Origin of the sequence: Acinetobacter sp. P1(2023) (assembly GCF_028367635.1) — a bacterium.
In the GTDB taxonomy this organism is placed as follows: Bacteria; Pseudomonadota; Gammaproteobacteria; order Pseudomonadales; family Moraxellaceae; genus Acinetobacter; species Acinetobacter pittii_E.
The window spans coordinates 1-15,593 of record NZ_JAQNDD010000010.1 but is presented as its reverse complement, the minus strand read 5'-3'; the positions used below and the strand labels follow the sequence as shown (position 1 = coordinate 15,593).

Genomic DNA, 15,593 nt, shown 5'->3' with positions numbered 1-15,593 from the left:
GGAGATCGATGATGACTAAAGTGACTCAACAAGATTCAAAACAATATGGTCGTCCGGATGATGCAAAAATCATCCCGTTCATGAAGATTGCCAAACCTGCGGCAATCTTCTCGATCCTTATTACTTTAGCGAGTATTTTCTTTATTGCGACTAAAGGTCTTAACTTAGGTTTGGACTTTACAGGTGGTGTTTCAGCTGAGCTTAACTATGCTCAACCAGCCAATCAGTCAGAAGTTATTCAGGCGCTCGATAAAGCTGGTTTTAAAGATGCTGTAGTACAAACCTTAGGTAGTAATAAAGATTTACTTGTGCGTATGCCAGTACAAGAAGTTAAGGTTGAAGATCTTAATAACGCGATCACTAAGGCTGTACAATTACCGAATAATGCTGCCGAAGTTCATAAAGTGGACTCTGTAGGTGGTCAAGTTGGTAATGAACTCTATGTTCGTTCTGCTGGTGCGGTTGCACTTGCACTTATCTTAATGTTGATCTACGTGACTATTCGCTTTGAGTTTAAACTCGCGATGGGTGCCGTAATGTCTTTATTCCATGACATCATCATTATCATTGGTGCTTTTGCATTATTCCAATGGCCATTTGACCTTACAGTTTTAGCTGCGGTACTTGCTGTTATTGGTTTCTCGCTTAACGATAACATTGTAGTGTCAGACCGTATTCGTGAAAATTTCCGTAAGATTCGCGGTGCGACTCCTCGTGAAATCGTCGATATTGCGTTAACTGAGACTTTACGTCGTACCATTCATACCTCAATGACATTATTACTTGTTGTACTTGCGATGATGTTCTTAGGTGGTGATGGTCTACACTGGTTCTCTGTGGCAATGTTTGTTGGTGTATTTGTCGGTACTTATTCTTCGATTTATATCGGTACTGCATTTGCATTATGGCGTGGTCTTAACCGTCAAGACTTCATTGTTCAGGTTAAACCTGAATTTGAGGATGAAATTCCTTAAGTTGTCTAAACCAAGACATATAAAAAAACCGCGATTTATTCGCGGTTTTTTATTTGATTCAAAAATTATTTACGGCGTAGAGCATCCGAAATTGCTTCAACCAACTGTTGAGAAATTTCTTGTTTAGAGGCTTTCTCTAATTCACGCTTTTTCATGTGGTAGCTTTCAGCAAAGAAAACTGTCATCGCATTCTCATCAGAAGCAAAACCAATATCTGCACGTGATACATCGTTGCATGCAATCATATCTAGTTTCTTAGCCACTAGTTTTCCTGCCGCATATTCTTCAACATTTTGCGTTTCGGCTGCAAAGCCCACCATAAATGGACGTTTTTCCTGACCTGCAATTGTTGCCACAATATCTGGATTTTTTACAAGGGAAACATTCAGCTCATCCCCTGCTTTCTTAATTTTGTGCTCAGCAACTTCTGCTACGCGATAGTCTGCGACTGCGGCAGTAGCAATAAAAATATCACAGCCTGTTTCTAGTGAATCCATACTGACATCAAGCATTTGTCGTGCTGAGGCAACATTTACACGTTGAACACCATTTGGTGTATCTAAACTGACAGGCCCAGCAATTAGAGTCACTTGCGCACCAGCAGCATAACAAGCAGCGGCTAAAGCGAAGCCCATTTTGCCAGTACTATGGTTTGAGATATAACGAACAGGGTCAATCGCTTCACGTGTCGGTCCAGCAGTAATAACCACCCGCTTACCAGCCAACAAACCAAATTTTTCAGCGATGGCACGTTGAGCTTGATGGAAATAACCAGCGACTTGGCGAGCAATTTCTTCTGGTTCAGGCATACGACCTAAACCGACATCACCACACGCCTGCTCACCCGCGTCTGGCATAATTACATGTACACCATCTTCAACCAGAGTTCGTAAATTTCGCTGAGTTGCTTTAGCAGCCCACATTTGCTGGTTCATGGCTGGAGCTACCCAGACAGGAGATTTTGTTGCCAAAAACACAGTGCTCAGTAAGTCATCTGCTAAACCATTCGCAAATTTAGCCAATGTGTCACAGCTTGCAGGTGCGACCAGTAACAAATCAGCCCAACGCGCTAATTCAATATGTCCCATACCTGCTTCAGCCGCAGGGTCTAGAAGTTCAGTATGAACAGGATTACCAGAAAGAGCCTGAAAAGTTAGTGGCGTAATAAATGCCTGAGCGCCATGTGTCATCACCACTCGCACGTCAAAGCCATAATCTTTGAGACGGCGGACTAAGATGGCACTTTTATAGGCAGCAATTCCGCCAGTAACAGCTAAAACAATGTTTTTATGAGGAATAACACTTAGATCAAAGCTCACGAACAGGATACCTTTCTGTTGCAGTGGCGCTCACAATAGCATTAAATACGCGCAGACCCAAGATTGATTGGGCAAACAAAATAAAATTTTAAGCGAATTATGCTGGGGAATATGAATACTTCTATTAAAAATTGGCCTGAACAAGAACGGCCAAGAGAACGGTTATTGCAACAAGGTCCACAAAGTCTATCCGATGCAGAGCTACTGGCGATTTTTCTTCGCTCCGGTTCACGGCAACATTCAGCAGTTGAGCTATCACGTTTACTCATTCATCACTTTGGTAGCCTTAATGCAGTATTCGATGCGCCATTAAGTGAGTTAACTCAATTTAATGGGATTGGAGCAACGAAATATTCACAATTACTGGCAGTCAAAGAACTGGGACGGCGTTATCTCGATCATCACTTTCAGACAACTCACCTCAGCCTCCATTCCTCTGACTTAGTTTTAGATTATCTGCGTTACGAATTAAAGGGCGAAAAACAAGAAGTCTTTGCGGTCTTATGTCTAGATCCTGAACTCAGAAAGCTACATTTTAAAAAGCTATTCTTTGGTTCAGTTCAGCATTGTTCGGTTTCAGTCAATCAAACACTACGCTATGCCTTACAGCAACATGCTTGTCAGCTCGTTATTGCACATAATCATCCATTTGGTTCAGCACAACCATCTTCCGAAGATATTACCTTAACTCAGCAACTTGAACAGGCTTGTCAGCTTGTCGAAATTCGTTTGCTTGACCATTTTATTATCTCTCCAGAAGGGAGCTTTTCCTTTGCTGAACAACAACTGCTCAACCCAGCAACAATATCAGTTCAATGATATTGACAAAGTACCACTAAGCCTAGAAGATCAAAACAAAAATAGCGACGTTTAAAATAAAATGATTGTTCGGGAACAGCCTAGTATTTTCAAAGTTTTATTCTCTTGGCGAGGCACAATTTTACCCAAAATTTTACCTTCCCTAGGCGTTGTGATGCTGATCTCGGCAATCATTGGTGGAGTGGAATATATCAATCTTTATCGCTTTCCAGAGATCCCTTTGGTTGGCTTTACACTTATTGGTGTCGTACTTTCTATTTTTCTAGGATTTAAAAATACTGCGTGTTATGACCGTTGGTGGGAGGCCCGAAAATTATGGGGCGTTTTGATTGCAACGTCACGCCATTTTGACCGTGATTGCCGTATTTTAACTCAAGCTCGCCGTGAGCGCGTTATTCAACATGTAATTGTTTTTGCTAATGTATTGCGTGACCGCTTACGCCGTCAGACAGCGAACCCAACTGAGTTAATTCAAACCAGTGGTATGAGTCAGCAAGCACTCACTCAACTCTACCAACAAAATAATGCTCCGCAGTACACGCTCAGTCTCATTCATTGGGAATTATTGCAAGCCCTTAAAGAAGGTGAAATTTCAGACATTATTTATGCACAAATGAATAAAAATGTTGCCGACTTAAGTGTTGTACAAACTGGCTGTGACCGAATTGCCAATACACCTATTCCATTTGCTTATTCAGTTTTACTTAACCGCACAGTCTATTTTTTCTGTTTTATGTTACCGTTTAGTCTAGGTTCATTGCTTGGATTAGCAACACCTTTACTCGTCGGAATTTTGGCATACACATTCTTAGGTCTAGATGCTCTAAGCTCTGAAATTGAAGAGCCTTTTGGTACTCAAAGTAATGATTTACCGCTAGATGCGATGGTACGTAGTATCGAGATTGAACTTTTAGGGACGCTCGGTAAACCTACTCCACCGCCTATTCAAGCTCAAGATAACAACTTACTGTAAAAAGTTTAACGAAAACGCTCCCAAATCCCTTGCTGCTTATCAGTGGGTTTAGGTGTATTTCCGAGTTTAATCCATGGCATATTTTCACCATGAAAATCACTGCCAATTGAAACTGACAACTGATATTGTTCAATCATGCGGTCAATCATTTGGCGAGTAGATAGAGGTTCCATAGGTGGAGGTAGCTCAATTGCATCTCCACCTGAAGTTGCGAACAATTCAATTAAATAGCGAACGTTAGTTGCAGATAAATCATAACGCGTCGGGTGAGCTAATATGGCAACCCCTTTACTTTGATGAATCACATCAATTGTTTCTTTTAACCCTAAACCTTCGAACTTTACAAAGGCACGCTTTCCTTCCTTTAGGAAACGGTCAAAAGCTTGTTGAGGTCGAGCCACGACATTTTTCTCGACCAATGTTTTAGCAATATGTGTTCTTGTTACTCTGTCAGCTTGATGTTCTACTTTGGCAAGAACATCATCATAAATCTGAAAACCAATACATTTTTCTAGCAGTTCACAAATCACTTTAGCTCTTTGCGCCCTAATTCTTTTTTGTTGTTCTAATGCTTCTAAAATTGGTGCTTCATCTTGCATATTTAAAGCAACAATATGTACACCATAACTCTTTTTAGTAGTTGGACGTGACCACTGGCTTGAAATCTCTGCACCAGAAATGATTTCTAAATCATGTTCTTGCGCAGCAATTTTAGCACGCTGTAACCCATCCATTGTATCGTGGTCAGTTAAAGCCAACGTATGCAAGTTCACATCTATAGCAGCTTGCACCAGTAATTCCGGAGACAAAGTTCCATCAGAAATATTGCTATGTGTATGTAAATCTATGCCTTGCATCTTTTATACTATGCCATTCACCAAACCTGATCAGATACTCTAACATGAAAGCACTTCTGGACTTTGTTCCATTAATTATTTTCTTCTATTTATATAAAACAGTTGATCCAACCGACACACAACATCCTTTACTTAAACTGATCGGGTCTGCTGGCGGTGTCGATAATAATAATATTCTTGTAGCGACGACTGGCTTAATTATTTCAATGCTTGTGGTATATGGTGCTCTGTTTATTTTCCAAAAATTCCGTCTAGACAAACAACAATGGTTTGTATTGTTCATGACCGTCATTTTCGGTGGCATCACGCTCATGTTAAGTGACGATTTTTATATTCGTCTTAAAGCTGCAATTTTAAATTTAGTTTTCGCTGGCGCATTCTTGGTTTCACCTTGGTTTGGTAAAGACCGTAAGCCACTCATACAACGCTTATTTGATCCTATTTTAGATTTAAGTGAAAAAGGTTGGAAAAATCTCAATTTTGCTTGGGCAGCCATGTTTGTTGTGATGTCTTGCTTGCATGTATTCTTCGCATTTTTATTTCACGGCGGAAAATATTGGGGTGAATTCACTGCATTTGGTGACATGATTGTGATGTTTTCATTTATCATTATTCAGTTCATTATTTTACGTAAACATTTTAAGTCACCAGACGCTTAAAATGCTTCCTGATAGTTTATAGAGATAAAATTACATGCCTTTTTTTGTACTAAGCTGTACCGATAACGAAGGAACTTTAGAAAAACGCTTAGCAGTACGTCCTCAGCATATCGAACGTTTACAAAAACTCGATGATGAAGGCCGCCTTGTTACAGCGGGTGCTATGCCAAAAGATCCTAATGATCCGCAAGCAGGCTTCTATGGCAGCACCATGATTGTTGAATTTGACAGTCGCGAAGCATTAGATGAATGGTTAAAAGAAGAGCCATTTGTTAAAGAAGGCATTTATGCTCATGTTGATGTAAAACCGTTTAATAAAGCATTTCCAAAAGGGTAACCGCATGCAGCTTGCAATCAAAAGCTTTCTTGGCTTGTGTTTGATATGTTCAACTGCTGGAGCAGTTGAACCTGCTGCGACACCAGCAACGCCTTCTCCAAGTGCGCCTTCAACTCAGGCCACTAAACCAGCTCCAACATCTGCAACTGGAGTTAAAACAACAGCACCAACTGCAACACAACCACTGACAGCAGAACAACTTGCAAAGAACAAGCAACAGCAAGACGCAAAAATCAAAGCCTTAGTTCAAGATCAGGCATCTCGCTTAAAACAGTTAGAACACGCCAACCTTGAAGCGCTGGCCCAGAACCAAGAGTTACAGCTCAAAAATGATAACCTCTCTGTTCAGGTTCAAGTCTTACAAAGCGAACGCAGCGCTCAAATGTTTTTATATGGTGCTGTGACCTTAGCGGGTGGCGTATTGCTAGGTTTCTTTATCGCTAGTTATATTCATACAAAACGTCGACGCCAGTGGTAATTCCAAGCGGCCTATTAAACCCAATGAACGTATCAAACCGTATCCAAACAGCTGAACTGGACTGGGAGGTCATCGATGGTATCGAGATTCCCATTTCCAAACAATTTGGTGATGTCTACTTCTCTAAAGATAATGGCCTACTGGAAACACGACATGTTTTTCTAAATGGTAACGACTTATCAGAACGATTAGCCAATTTAAAAGATTTTGAATATTTCAGTGTAGGAGAAACCGGTTTTGGTACAGGTTTAAATATTCTTGCACTCTGGCAACTTTGGCAACAAGTCCGTCCCGATAATCAAAGCCATTTACATGCAATTAGCGTTGAAAAGTTTCCATTAAGTAAAGCTGATCTTATTCGTGCTTTAAATGTCTGGGATGAGCTTAAACCACTTGCAGAGCAGTTAATTGAACAATATCCCCTGCTCATTGCTGGATGTCATCGCTTAACGTTCCCTAAAGAACGTTTTAGCATCGATCTATGGCTTGGCGATGCGCAAGAGATTTTCCCAAGCATGGCTAAAACTAAAGCTGTGAATGCATGGTTTTTAGATGGCTTTGCACCTTCATGCAATCCAGACATGTGGGAACAAAACGTTTTAAACAATATTGTCCGTCTTTCTGACTATGGCACTACATTTGCCTCTTTTAGTGTCGCTGGTATTTTAAAACGGGGATTAAAAGCACACGGTATCGATATTTCTCGTCCACGTGGTTTTGGACATAAACGAGAAATGCTTAAAGCGGTCTGGAAACTGCCTGAAATTGATAATGAGTCATTCTCATTAGTGCAAACCTCATTTGGTACAAAGCAACAGCATATTGCGATTGTAGGGGCTGGTGTTGCTGGTTTAACCACGGCGTGGGCATTTGCAGCACGTGGGCATCAAGTGACCTTATATGAGCAAACAGAAGCATTATCTGGCGCTTCTGGAAATCCTTTAGCCTTACTTAATCCAAAACTATGTCCAATTGAACAAAGTCATGAACATCTCATGACCTTAAGTTGGCAACATGCTTTAAATTTTTATAAAAACTTCAAAGCATTCCGTCCACTGCAAATACAGCAAATTGCATTGAAAAATGCAGATGAACTTCTTGATCTGGTAAATCAATATCCAGCTCAAGTTGTTACTAACTCAGCAAGCTCACTTGAAACTGATTATTCAAGCATATTACTAACTGAGGCTGGTTCCATTTCACCACATCAATTACGTGATGAAATTTTGCAGCATCCATCTATCAATCTCAAAATTGCCCATGTGACAGCACTTATTTCTTCTGAAAATAAAGTTCAATTGCAAGCCAACAATGAAATTATTGCAGAAGTAGACCATGTCGTTGTGTGCTGTGCTCGAGAAAGTGCGGCTTTATTTGAAAGCTATCCACAGTTAAAACCAATACGTGGACAAGTGAGCTGGGTTGATAATACGTTTGCCCCACTGCCTTTAAATAAAGCCTATAGCTATGGCGGCTATTGTATGCAACTTGATGCCTCGCAAATGATTTTAGGTGCGTCTTTCTATCCAAATCGTGAGGATCAAGATGTACTTACCGAAGACCATGTGCATAACTTTGAATTAATCCACAGTATATTCCCTGAATATGCAGAAAAACTCCCATCACCGTCGACATGGCAAGGCCGTGCATCGATACGGGCACAAAGTTTGGATTATTTCCCTCTGGTTGGAAAAATGCAGGAAAATAGCCGAATAGCTACTTTTGCTGGGCTTGGCTCTAAAGGCTTTCTTTTTGCCCCGCTATGCAGTGAAATCTTAGTGGCTCAAATACTAGGAGAAGCTTGTCCAGTGCCGGACCGCCTATTACAAAAATTGAATCCTCAACGGTTCCAAAAGAAAGTCAAACCTAAAAAGCCTTATTTTAAGCCGCAATAATTTACTTCAATAAAAAAGCACCCGAAGGTGCTTTTTTTATGCGCCCTGCTCTAGGGGCAAGCCAGCATCACGAGCTGCACGTGTCCCACCCATCAGCACGACATATTCACGCGAGGCATCCAATCCTTCTAGTTTCTCAGCTGCACGAGGAGCTTTGCTACCACCACCACATAAAATATAAATCGGCTGACCCGCAGAGACCTGGTTTAAAATATCAGCATTCAAATCATTAATTGGGCGATTCACCGCACCTTTAACATGCCCTTCTGCATAAGCATTAGTATCACGGACATCCCAGATAACAGCATTTTCTGGGAATTCAAATGTTGTAATTTCTTGTTTACGGATCATTGTGCACTCCTTTGATGTAAACAACACTTGGCAAATGAAGAAAACCCTCTTAGCATCTCAAATATTCTTTCACTTTGTAAAGGTCTAAACTATGCCTTCTTTCGATATTGTCTCTGAATTAGAGTTATTTGAAGTTAATCATGCTGTACAAAACACACAAAAAGAGATTGCAACACGCTTTGACTTCCGTGGTCACGATGTTTCTATCGAATTAAATGAAAAAAATAAAGAGATTAAAATCAGTACCGAAAGTGATTTCCAGTGTGAACAAGTTTATAACATGTTAGAAAATCATTTTTATAAACGTAAAATTGATGTGCAAGCACTTGACCCACAAAAAGCCGCTGCTTCAGGCAAAAATTTTGTACAAGTCATTAAACTTAAAGATGGTCTTGACTCTGATACTGCAAAAAAAATTAATAAAGCCATTAAAGAAAGTGGCGTTAAAGTGCAATCTTCTATCCAAGGCGACAAAATTCGTGTAACAGATAAAAAGCGTGACACTTTACAACAAGTCATGACTTTTTTACGTGAACAACAATTCGGTGTGCCATTACAATTTAATAACTTCAAAGATTAATATCTTGTCGGCCATTTAAAGCTAAGGTAATTCCATGTCTCAATCCAACCGTCTATCAAAACTGGTAAAAGCAACTTCAAAATTCCCAAAAGGTATTCGGAGCACGCTTTGGAGCAAGGCGTTTGGTCGTATCGTGCCAATGGTGGGTACAGCAAATATCCGCTATCTGGAAGTAGATTCAAACCACGTTATTGTCCGTTTAGATAACCAAAAAAATATGCAAAATCATATTAAAGGAGTTCATGCTGCGGCTATGGCTCTTTTAGCAGAAACTGCCACAGGTTTTCTAACGGGTTTACATATTCCTGATAATCGAATTTTATTAATCAAATCGTTACATGTAGATTATTTAAAAGTGGTTGAAGGCGGTTTGACTGCTACAGCAACGTTATCTGCTGAACAACAAAAGTTTATTGCAGATAACGAGAAAGGTGAACTTGTGATCCCAGTTACTGTAATTGATGATGCAGGCAACGAACCAATTCAATGTCAAATGCTGTGGGCATGGTTGCCTAAACGTAAGAAATAAAAATAGAAAAAAGCCCAAATTCATATTTGGGCTTTTTTATTATGATTCTTGAGAGGCAAGAAACTTCTGTTTGGCTTCTTCAGGTATATAACGCTTATTCCCTTTTACATCTACTGCTACAAAAGTAAAGACTCCTTCAGTAATACGTATTGGCTCACGAGAGTCATCATGACTATCCCAAACTTCAATTTGCATCTGAATAGAAGTATTTCCAACTTTTAAGATCTTGGTATAGCAGCTAATGACAAAGCCAACTTTTACCGGAACCAAAAAGGTCATTTGATTAATAGAAATCGTAGCACAGCGACCACGACTGAAACGTTCTGCGTGAATTGCTCCAGCCAAGTCCATTTGTGACACAATCCATCCACCAAATACATCACCACTCCAGTTTGTATCTGCTGGCATGGCAATCGTTTGTAAGGACAAAATTCCTTCTGGTTTGGTATAAGCTTCTGACACCTTAGCTCCCGAAATTCGTTTGAAGTTGTTGATCGAGCCACTGCTGTAATTCAGGCGCACGTAATGCACCGCTAATACGCGCGACCTCTGTCGTTTTATTCATTAAGACAAGGGTTGGAATACTTCTCACGTGAAACGCTTGGCTTAAGCGAGGAGATTCTTCGGTATCAATCTTAGCAAAGATAACGCCTGGATTTTGTTTTGCGACCTGCGCAAAATGTGGAGCCATCATTTTACAGGGTCCGCACCATTCTGCCCATAAATCTATAAGAATAGGGAGATCACTATTCGTGATGTAGTTACTAAAATTTTGCTCTTTTAGCTCAATAGGTGCAAGCGGTAGTAATGGCTGATGACATTGCCCACAGCTTGGTTGTTCTGGAAGCTTATCTTCCGGAACTCGGTTTTTAGCACCACACGATGCACATACAATAATCATTTACATCACTCCTATATGCTGATGTAAAAATTCTAATTGGGTTACCACTGCTTTTTCAAACCATGAACCGTGATAGATATCAAAATGTTTCATATCCCACTCATGATAACTCACAAAAGGCGCAATATTTGTCGCAGCTTCACGGCTTGACTCAATAGGAATAAGCGAATCTTTTTGAGCAGCAATAAATAAAACAGGAATATTAATCTGGCGCACAACTTGGATTGGACGGTATCTCATCAGATTAAAAAAGACACGTGCCGGGACTTCCCCACTCCAGTAGTAATCAGGATTCACAATCGATAGATAGCCATAATAACTATCTGCCGTAGGCATAAAGCATAAGTTATGTTGATCAACTACAGGTAATCTTTTGGGATTAAGTCCCATTTTTGATCCCATATAATCCTGACTTGATAACTTCAATGCTTGAGGATAGCGTTGCAAAGGATAGAGCTTAGCAGTTTCGGCTCCATCAACATAAGGAATTTGTACTAGAATTGCCTGAATGTTCTTTAACTCTGACGCTAAACTTAGCGCATATCCCCCACTTAAAGAAGTTCCCCACAACACAATTCTTCGGTTATCTACAAGTTTGCAATTCGAAGCATATTGAATAACTGTCTTCCAATCTTCTAACTGGGAATTGATCGAGACCATTTCTCTCGGCTTGCCAGTACTCCCGCCCCAATATCGATAATCAAACAAAATAACAGCGTAACCTGCTTGCGCAAATCGCTGGGCACACTGAATAAGTTTGAATTGACGCAATCCGGCAAAACCATGCGCCATAATAATTACTGCCGATTTCTTATTTGTTTTTGGAATATAAAAATCAGCTGCGATCACTTCCTGATCACATGGAACATATAAAGGCTCAACCGTATAAGCGTGCATATGTGCTCCGTGGCATTATAGTCGAAGTAATGAATTTACAAAAAACATCCTGATCGCCTTTTAAAAATCTATAGCTGTTCTATGACATAAGTTTTATCTATGTAGGAACAACGTTTTAGTGTCTTGTATCTCAGGTTAAGCTTAATGCTATGATACAGCATAAGAGGTTTTGTTAAATTTTGGAGTGACGAAATGTCAGATAATGTTGGTTTCGCAGGTCAAATTGGCCCAGAACATGTTGGCCAAGTTGTAGAAAAAGGATTCAAATCTATTATTAATAACCGACCAGATATGGAAGGCGGTCCAGAACAACCTACAAGTGCTCAAATTGAAGAAGCAGCCCGTCAAGTCGGTTTAGACTACGTTTATCAACCTGTTGTAGCTGGACAAATCACAGAACTCGATGTGCGTACTTTTGCTAATCATTACAATGAATTACCAAAACCTATACTTATGTTCTGTCGTACAGGAAACCGTTCAAACAACCTATATCAATTAGCAAAACAAATGGATTTGTTAGACGACTAAGTTTAAGAAACTATTACTCTTTAAAACCCTATTTCTTTATAAAGTAGGGTTTTTAGATAAATTATTTTGCATATCTCTGCACGAATTCAACAGAACTAAAAATAATATTAATTTAGAGTACTTAAATCTTTTGATTCATTGATTAATTTTCTATGAATAAATTTATATTCGTTCTTTTAAGCTGTTTAATCGTTACCGCATGTTCTTCAATGCAAGTAAAACCTACAGTTGGAGTAACTATGGGTACACACATTTAAAAAAGAAGCAGCTTATACGCTGCTTCTTTTTATATTAATTACCATTTGTACAATTTGGATCTATTCCATATGGGCTTTCTATATTTGGTCCATTAAGATCGCTAAGACTGACATCTTTAGTTAAATAACCTAAAGTTAGAGATGTAGATCCTTTGATTAAACTTCCCGAAACTGTAGATTTAGCCGTTAACTGAACAGTTAACCACGATGCATAAATTTTAGGATATTGAATCTTAAGATCAAAACGACCATTCGCATCTGTTGTATATTTATTATTCGTTGCAGCGGTACCTGCACTATTAATATACGATACAACTTGTACAGTAGAATCCTTTTTAAGTGGAGTTAATTGATTAATAACTTCTCCATTAGCATTTACAGCTTGAACTGGTGAGGTACACATTGATCTAATAACTGGGAGATATTCGTCAGGTTTACCATCCGTCGGATTAGAAGTATCAACAAAACCAAATCGCCCTTTATAGTAAGCAAGAGCATTAACTCCCATTGTTACGTCTTGATTTGGTATCGGCTTACCATCCACATCAGTCACTTGTACCGAAATATTCTTATAGTAATACACCCCTTCACTCGTATCTTCCATCGTCGTCGGATTATATGCTACAGCAATTGCCCCCACTGCAACTGGCACATCGGAATTAACAACATCGAGTTTATAAGTATAAATTTTTGTTGATTGGCCAAAATTCGCTTCTAGAACTAAATCATCTATCACAAATTGAGCTGCACTATATGAGGAATATCTTTGATTTTCACTAAAAGATAAAGTATAGGTAATCTGACCATTCGCATCGGTTTGTGTTGCATTAGGTGTAAATTTGACACCGTTTAAAACTGAATTTTTAACTCTAAGCGTGATAGCCTGATTTGCTAAAGTTGAGCCATTTGCATCTACAGCCGTTAATGTAACAGTTGTCTGATCTCCTCTAACATTTAAAGAAGTTTTTGTAGCATCAAACAATACAATACTTGTAGTATCAGCCTCGACAGTACTATTGCTACCTGTCACTGTTACCGTCTGTTCTTGAGTAAGCGTACCATTATTTGTAGACGCAATTAATTTAAAACCATTTTTAACTAACTCATTTATTGAATTTGATGTTTTTGGAGTTTTTATAATGTATACAGCATTACCTGCTGCATCTGTAATTTGAGTTGATACCCCTTCTATAGACACATTGTTTGTTGGGTCAACTAATGCCAAAGTAACATTAGCACCAGCAACACCACCTTTATTTTTGTCTAAAGCTCTAACAGTAACTGTTAAAGTATCATTCGTCGCTGCAAATGATAATTTATCTAATTCGATCTTTAAAGCTGTAGCAGTGGCTTGCTGTGATCCACTGTTATTACTTCCAGATGAGTTATTATTTGATGAACCATTTTGATAATAACCATCACCGCCTCCCCCACCACAACTTGCTAACATAATTGATATAGCAATAGCCGACAACTTCAAGGTAAGTTGTTTTTTATACATACTTTTCATTTCCCCAATCTTTCCTAAAGGTATAAGATTTATTAATTATTTATATTATTAGTGTAATCATATTCACCACGCTCTGTAAACATAAATTACTTTATGTTTTATTGTGTAACTTATTAAGTAGAAAATTTATAGATATTGAGATTCATAATGTTCGATATTATTATCATTGGCGCAGGTACTGCTGGTATTAGCGCATATAAAGAAGCCGTTAAACATACCAATAATATTTTAATTATAAATGAGGACCATGGGATACTACTTGTGCTCGTGTAGGCTGTATGCCAAGTAAAGTCCTCATCTCTACAGCAAACCGTATGTTTGACATTCAAAATGCTCAAGAGGTTGCTTTGGATGTAACTGCAAAAATTAATACAAATCAAGTGATGCAGCATGTACAAACTTTACGTGACCGATTTACACAAGCGACTTTAAAAGATATAGAACAATGGCCAACTGAGCACAAAATTTCTGGCAAAGCACATTTTATTGATGCACAAACTATAGAAGTTAATGGACAACAGTACCAAGCAAGAAGTTTTATTCTAGCTGTCGGTTCAACTCCCAATTATGATAAAAATTGGAAAGAGGAACTGGGTAATCGTCTTATAACTACAAATCAAATATTTGAGTTAAAAACACTGCCTAAATCTATTGCTGTCATTGGCAGTGGTGTAATTGCCCTTGAAATTGCTCAAGCAATGCATCGTTTAGGCGTAGAAACTACAATCTTTGCTCGCAGTAAACGAATTGGAGTACTTACTAGTGATAGGCTTCAACAACTTGCACAAAAAGAACTAGGCAAAGAGTTAAAAATTCTATTCGAAACTCTACCAAATGAAGTTAAATGCAGTGATGAAAACGCTTTATTAACTTATCAACTTGATGAAGAACAGAAGACTCTCAAAGTTGAATATGTTTTAGCGGCAACAGGCCGTACAAGTTTACTTGATACTTTAAAACTAGAAAATATAGATAATTCTTTTAAAGATATTAAGTTATTACCTATAAATTCAAGAACTAAGCAGTTAGAAGCATATCCAATTTTTGTTGTTGGTGACGCTTACACCTCAACGCCCCTACAACATGAGGCAGCACATGAAGGTAAAAAAGTTGTTTATAACTGTTTGAATTATCCACAAGTTAACTCAGTTAAGACACTTACCCCACTAGGCATTGTATTTAGTCATCCTGAAATGGCGATTGTAGGGCAAAGTTATAAACAGCTAAAAGACGAAGGCATAGACTTTATTACAGGCGAAGCCTCTTATGAACGACAAGGGAGAGCTATAGTTCTTGGAAAAAATAAGGGGGCTATTGAAGTATATATAGAACGGGAAAGCCAAAAGCTTCTCGGTGCTGAGCTATTTACAGAAGCAACTGAACATATGGCTCATTTATTAAGTTGGATAATCGGTGAAGAATTAACACTAAGTGATATTTTAGAAAAACCTTTCTATCATCCAACTTTAGAAGAAGGCCTTCGAACTGCCTTAAAACATGCACGTAGACAGTTGAAATAATCAATTCTAGAAGAGTCCTTTTTAATAAAAGTTGGCTCTTCTCATTAATTATCCTTTTTACCTACAGTTTTTTATTAAATTTAAAGATTTAAATCCATAAATCTAATTTAGATTTTTAATATATTTTTCTTTCTACATAAAAAAACACCCCCACTAATTGTGGGGGTGTTTAGAATAATGAGCTGGCGATGACTTACTCTCACATGGGT

18 protein-coding genes and 1 pseudogene are annotated in these 15,593 nt (G+C 38.7%); 12 read left to right on the top strand and 7 right to left on the bottom strand.

Features of this window, described 5'->3' with window-relative positions:
• Positions 1–8 precede the first annotated feature (8 nt).
• Positions 9–974: a protein translocase subunit SecF gene (secF, locus tag POD11_RS14190; RefSeq protein ID WP_014207646.1), complete on the top strand. Its 966-nt coding sequence runs from the start codon at positions 9–11 to the stop codon at positions 972–974.
• Between the two features lie 65 nt (positions 975–1,039).
• On the opposite strand, the gene coaBC is transcribed toward secF, so the two are convergent.
• Positions 1,040–2,293: a bifunctional phosphopantothenoylcysteine decarboxylase/phosphopantothenate--cysteine ligase CoaBC gene (gene coaBC, locus POD11_RS14185; RefSeq protein ID WP_262457594.1), complete on the bottom strand. Its 1,254-nt coding sequence runs from the start codon at positions 2,291–2,293 to the stop codon at positions 1,040–1,042.
• Positions 2,294–2,392: 99 nt separating this feature from the next.
• On the opposite strand from coaBC, the gene radC reads away from it, so the two are divergent.
• Positions 2,393–3,112, top strand: coding sequence for a RadC family protein (radC, locus tag POD11_RS14180; protein WP_262457593.1), 720 nt, complete (start codon positions 2,393–2,395; stop codon positions 3,110–3,112).
• A gap of 61 nt (positions 3,113–3,173) precedes the next feature.
• Positions 3,174–4,085 carry a bestrophin family protein gene (locus tag POD11_RS14175; RefSeq protein ID WP_005064169.1) on the top strand — a complete coding sequence of 304 codons (912 nt, stop codon included), beginning with the start codon at positions 3,174–3,176 and terminating at the stop codon, positions 4,083–4,085.
• 5 nt (positions 4,086–4,090) lie between these two features.
• On the opposite strand, the gene POD11_RS14170 is transcribed toward POD11_RS14175, so the two are convergent.
• Entirely contained in the window at positions 4,091–4,942 is an 852-nt protein-coding gene (locus POD11_RS14170) for a PHP domain-containing protein (protein ID WP_262457591.1), read from the bottom strand.
• A 44-nt stretch (positions 4,943–4,986) separates the two neighbouring features.
• On the opposite strand from POD11_RS14170, the gene POD11_RS14165 reads away from it, so the two are divergent.
• Genes POD11_RS14165 through mnmC form a run of 4 tightly spaced genes read left to right on the top strand, consistent with a single transcriptional unit; the run spans position 4,987 to position 8,311 of the window.
• Positions 4,987–5,601 (top strand): septation protein IspZ, encoded by a 615-nt coding sequence (locus POD11_RS14165; protein WP_224992637.1) that lies wholly within the window; start codon positions 4,987–4,989, stop codon positions 5,599–5,601.
• Positions 5,602–5,635: 34 nt separating this feature from the next.
• The gene (locus POD11_RS14160; RefSeq protein WP_005804733.1) at positions 5,636–5,938 is read left to right on the top strand and encodes a YciI family protein; all 303 of its coding nucleotides are present in this window, start codon (positions 5,636–5,638) and stop codon (positions 5,936–5,938) included.
• A 4-nt stretch (positions 5,939–5,942) separates the two neighbouring features.
• Positions 5,943–6,416 (top strand): hypothetical protein, encoded by a 474-nt coding sequence (locus tag POD11_RS14155; protein WP_262457590.1) that lies wholly within the window; start codon positions 5,943–5,945, stop codon positions 6,414–6,416.
• A 23-nt stretch (positions 6,417–6,439) separates the two neighbouring features.
• Complete coding sequence (gene mnmC / locus POD11_RS14150) at positions 6,440–8,311, top strand: FAD-dependent 5-carboxymethylaminomethyl-2-thiouridine(34) oxidoreductase MnmC (RefSeq protein WP_262457588.1); 1,872 nt, start codon at positions 6,440–6,442, stop codon at positions 8,309–8,311.
• 36 nt (positions 8,312–8,347) lie between these two features.
• Here mnmC and POD11_RS14145 read toward each other — a convergent pair whose 3' ends face one another.
• Positions 8,348–8,662, bottom strand: coding sequence for a rhodanese-like domain-containing protein (locus POD11_RS14145; RefSeq protein WP_002116171.1), 315 nt, complete (start codon positions 8,660–8,662; stop codon positions 8,348–8,350).
• 91 nt (positions 8,663–8,753) lie between these two features.
• Between POD11_RS14145 and POD11_RS14140 the strand changes: the two genes are divergently transcribed.
• Together POD11_RS14140 and POD11_RS14135 are read left to right on the top strand one after the other, a co-directional pair.
• Positions 8,754–9,242 (top strand): YajQ family cyclic di-GMP-binding protein, encoded by a 489-nt coding sequence (locus tag POD11_RS14140; protein ID WP_002051423.1) that lies wholly within the window; start codon positions 8,754–8,756, stop codon positions 9,240–9,242.
• Positions 9,243–9,276: 34 nt separating this feature from the next.
• Complete coding sequence (locus POD11_RS14135) at positions 9,277–9,771, top strand: DUF4442 domain-containing protein (RefSeq protein WP_016143039.1); 495 nt, start codon at positions 9,277–9,279, stop codon at positions 9,769–9,771.
• Positions 9,772–9,810: 39 nt separating this feature from the next.
• Here POD11_RS14135 and POD11_RS14130 read toward each other — a convergent pair whose 3' ends face one another.
• The 3 genes from POD11_RS14130 to POD11_RS14120 are packed head-to-tail and all read right to left on the bottom strand — an operon-like array spanning position 9,811 to position 11,569.
• Positions 9,811–10,233, bottom strand: coding sequence for an acyl-CoA thioesterase (locus tag POD11_RS14130; RefSeq protein ID WP_224992633.1), 423 nt, complete (start codon positions 10,231–10,233; stop codon positions 9,811–9,813).
• Position 10,234: 1 nt separating this feature from the next.
• Entirely contained in the window at positions 10,235–10,672 is a 438-nt protein-coding gene (gene trxC, locus POD11_RS14125; RefSeq protein WP_262457586.1) for a thioredoxin TrxC, read from the bottom strand.
• Positions 10,673–11,569: an alpha/beta hydrolase gene (locus POD11_RS14120; RefSeq protein ID WP_262457584.1), complete on the bottom strand. Its 897-nt coding sequence runs from the start codon at positions 11,567–11,569 to the stop codon at positions 10,673–10,675. It abuts the gene before it with no gap.
• Between the two features lie 192 nt (positions 11,570–11,761).
• Between POD11_RS14120 and POD11_RS14115 the strand changes: the two genes are divergently transcribed.
• Both POD11_RS14115 and POD11_RS17645 read left to right on the top strand, forming a co-directional pair.
• Entirely contained in the window at positions 11,762–12,097 is a 336-nt protein-coding gene (locus tag POD11_RS14115) for a TIGR01244 family sulfur transferase (RefSeq protein ID WP_016143035.1), read from the top strand.
• 152 nt (positions 12,098–12,249) lie between these two features.
• Positions 12,250–12,354 (top strand): lipoprotein, encoded by a 105-nt coding sequence (locus POD11_RS17645; RefSeq protein ID WP_410374409.1) that lies wholly within the window; start codon positions 12,250–12,252, stop codon positions 12,352–12,354.
• A gap of 34 nt (positions 12,355–12,388) precedes the next feature.
• Here POD11_RS17645 and POD11_RS14110 read toward each other — a convergent pair whose 3' ends face one another.
• Complete coding sequence (locus POD11_RS14110; protein WP_262457582.1) at positions 12,389–13,864, bottom strand: Ig-like domain-containing protein; 1,476 nt, start codon at positions 13,862–13,864, stop codon at positions 12,389–12,391.
• Positions 13,865–14,011: 147 nt separating this feature from the next.
• On the opposite strand from POD11_RS14110, the pseudogene POD11_RS14105 reads away from it, so the two are divergent.
• Positions 14,012–15,384 (top strand): annotated as a pseudogene (locus POD11_RS14105) (dihydrolipoyl dehydrogenase).
• The last annotated feature ends 209 nt before the right edge of the window (positions 15,385–15,593 follow it).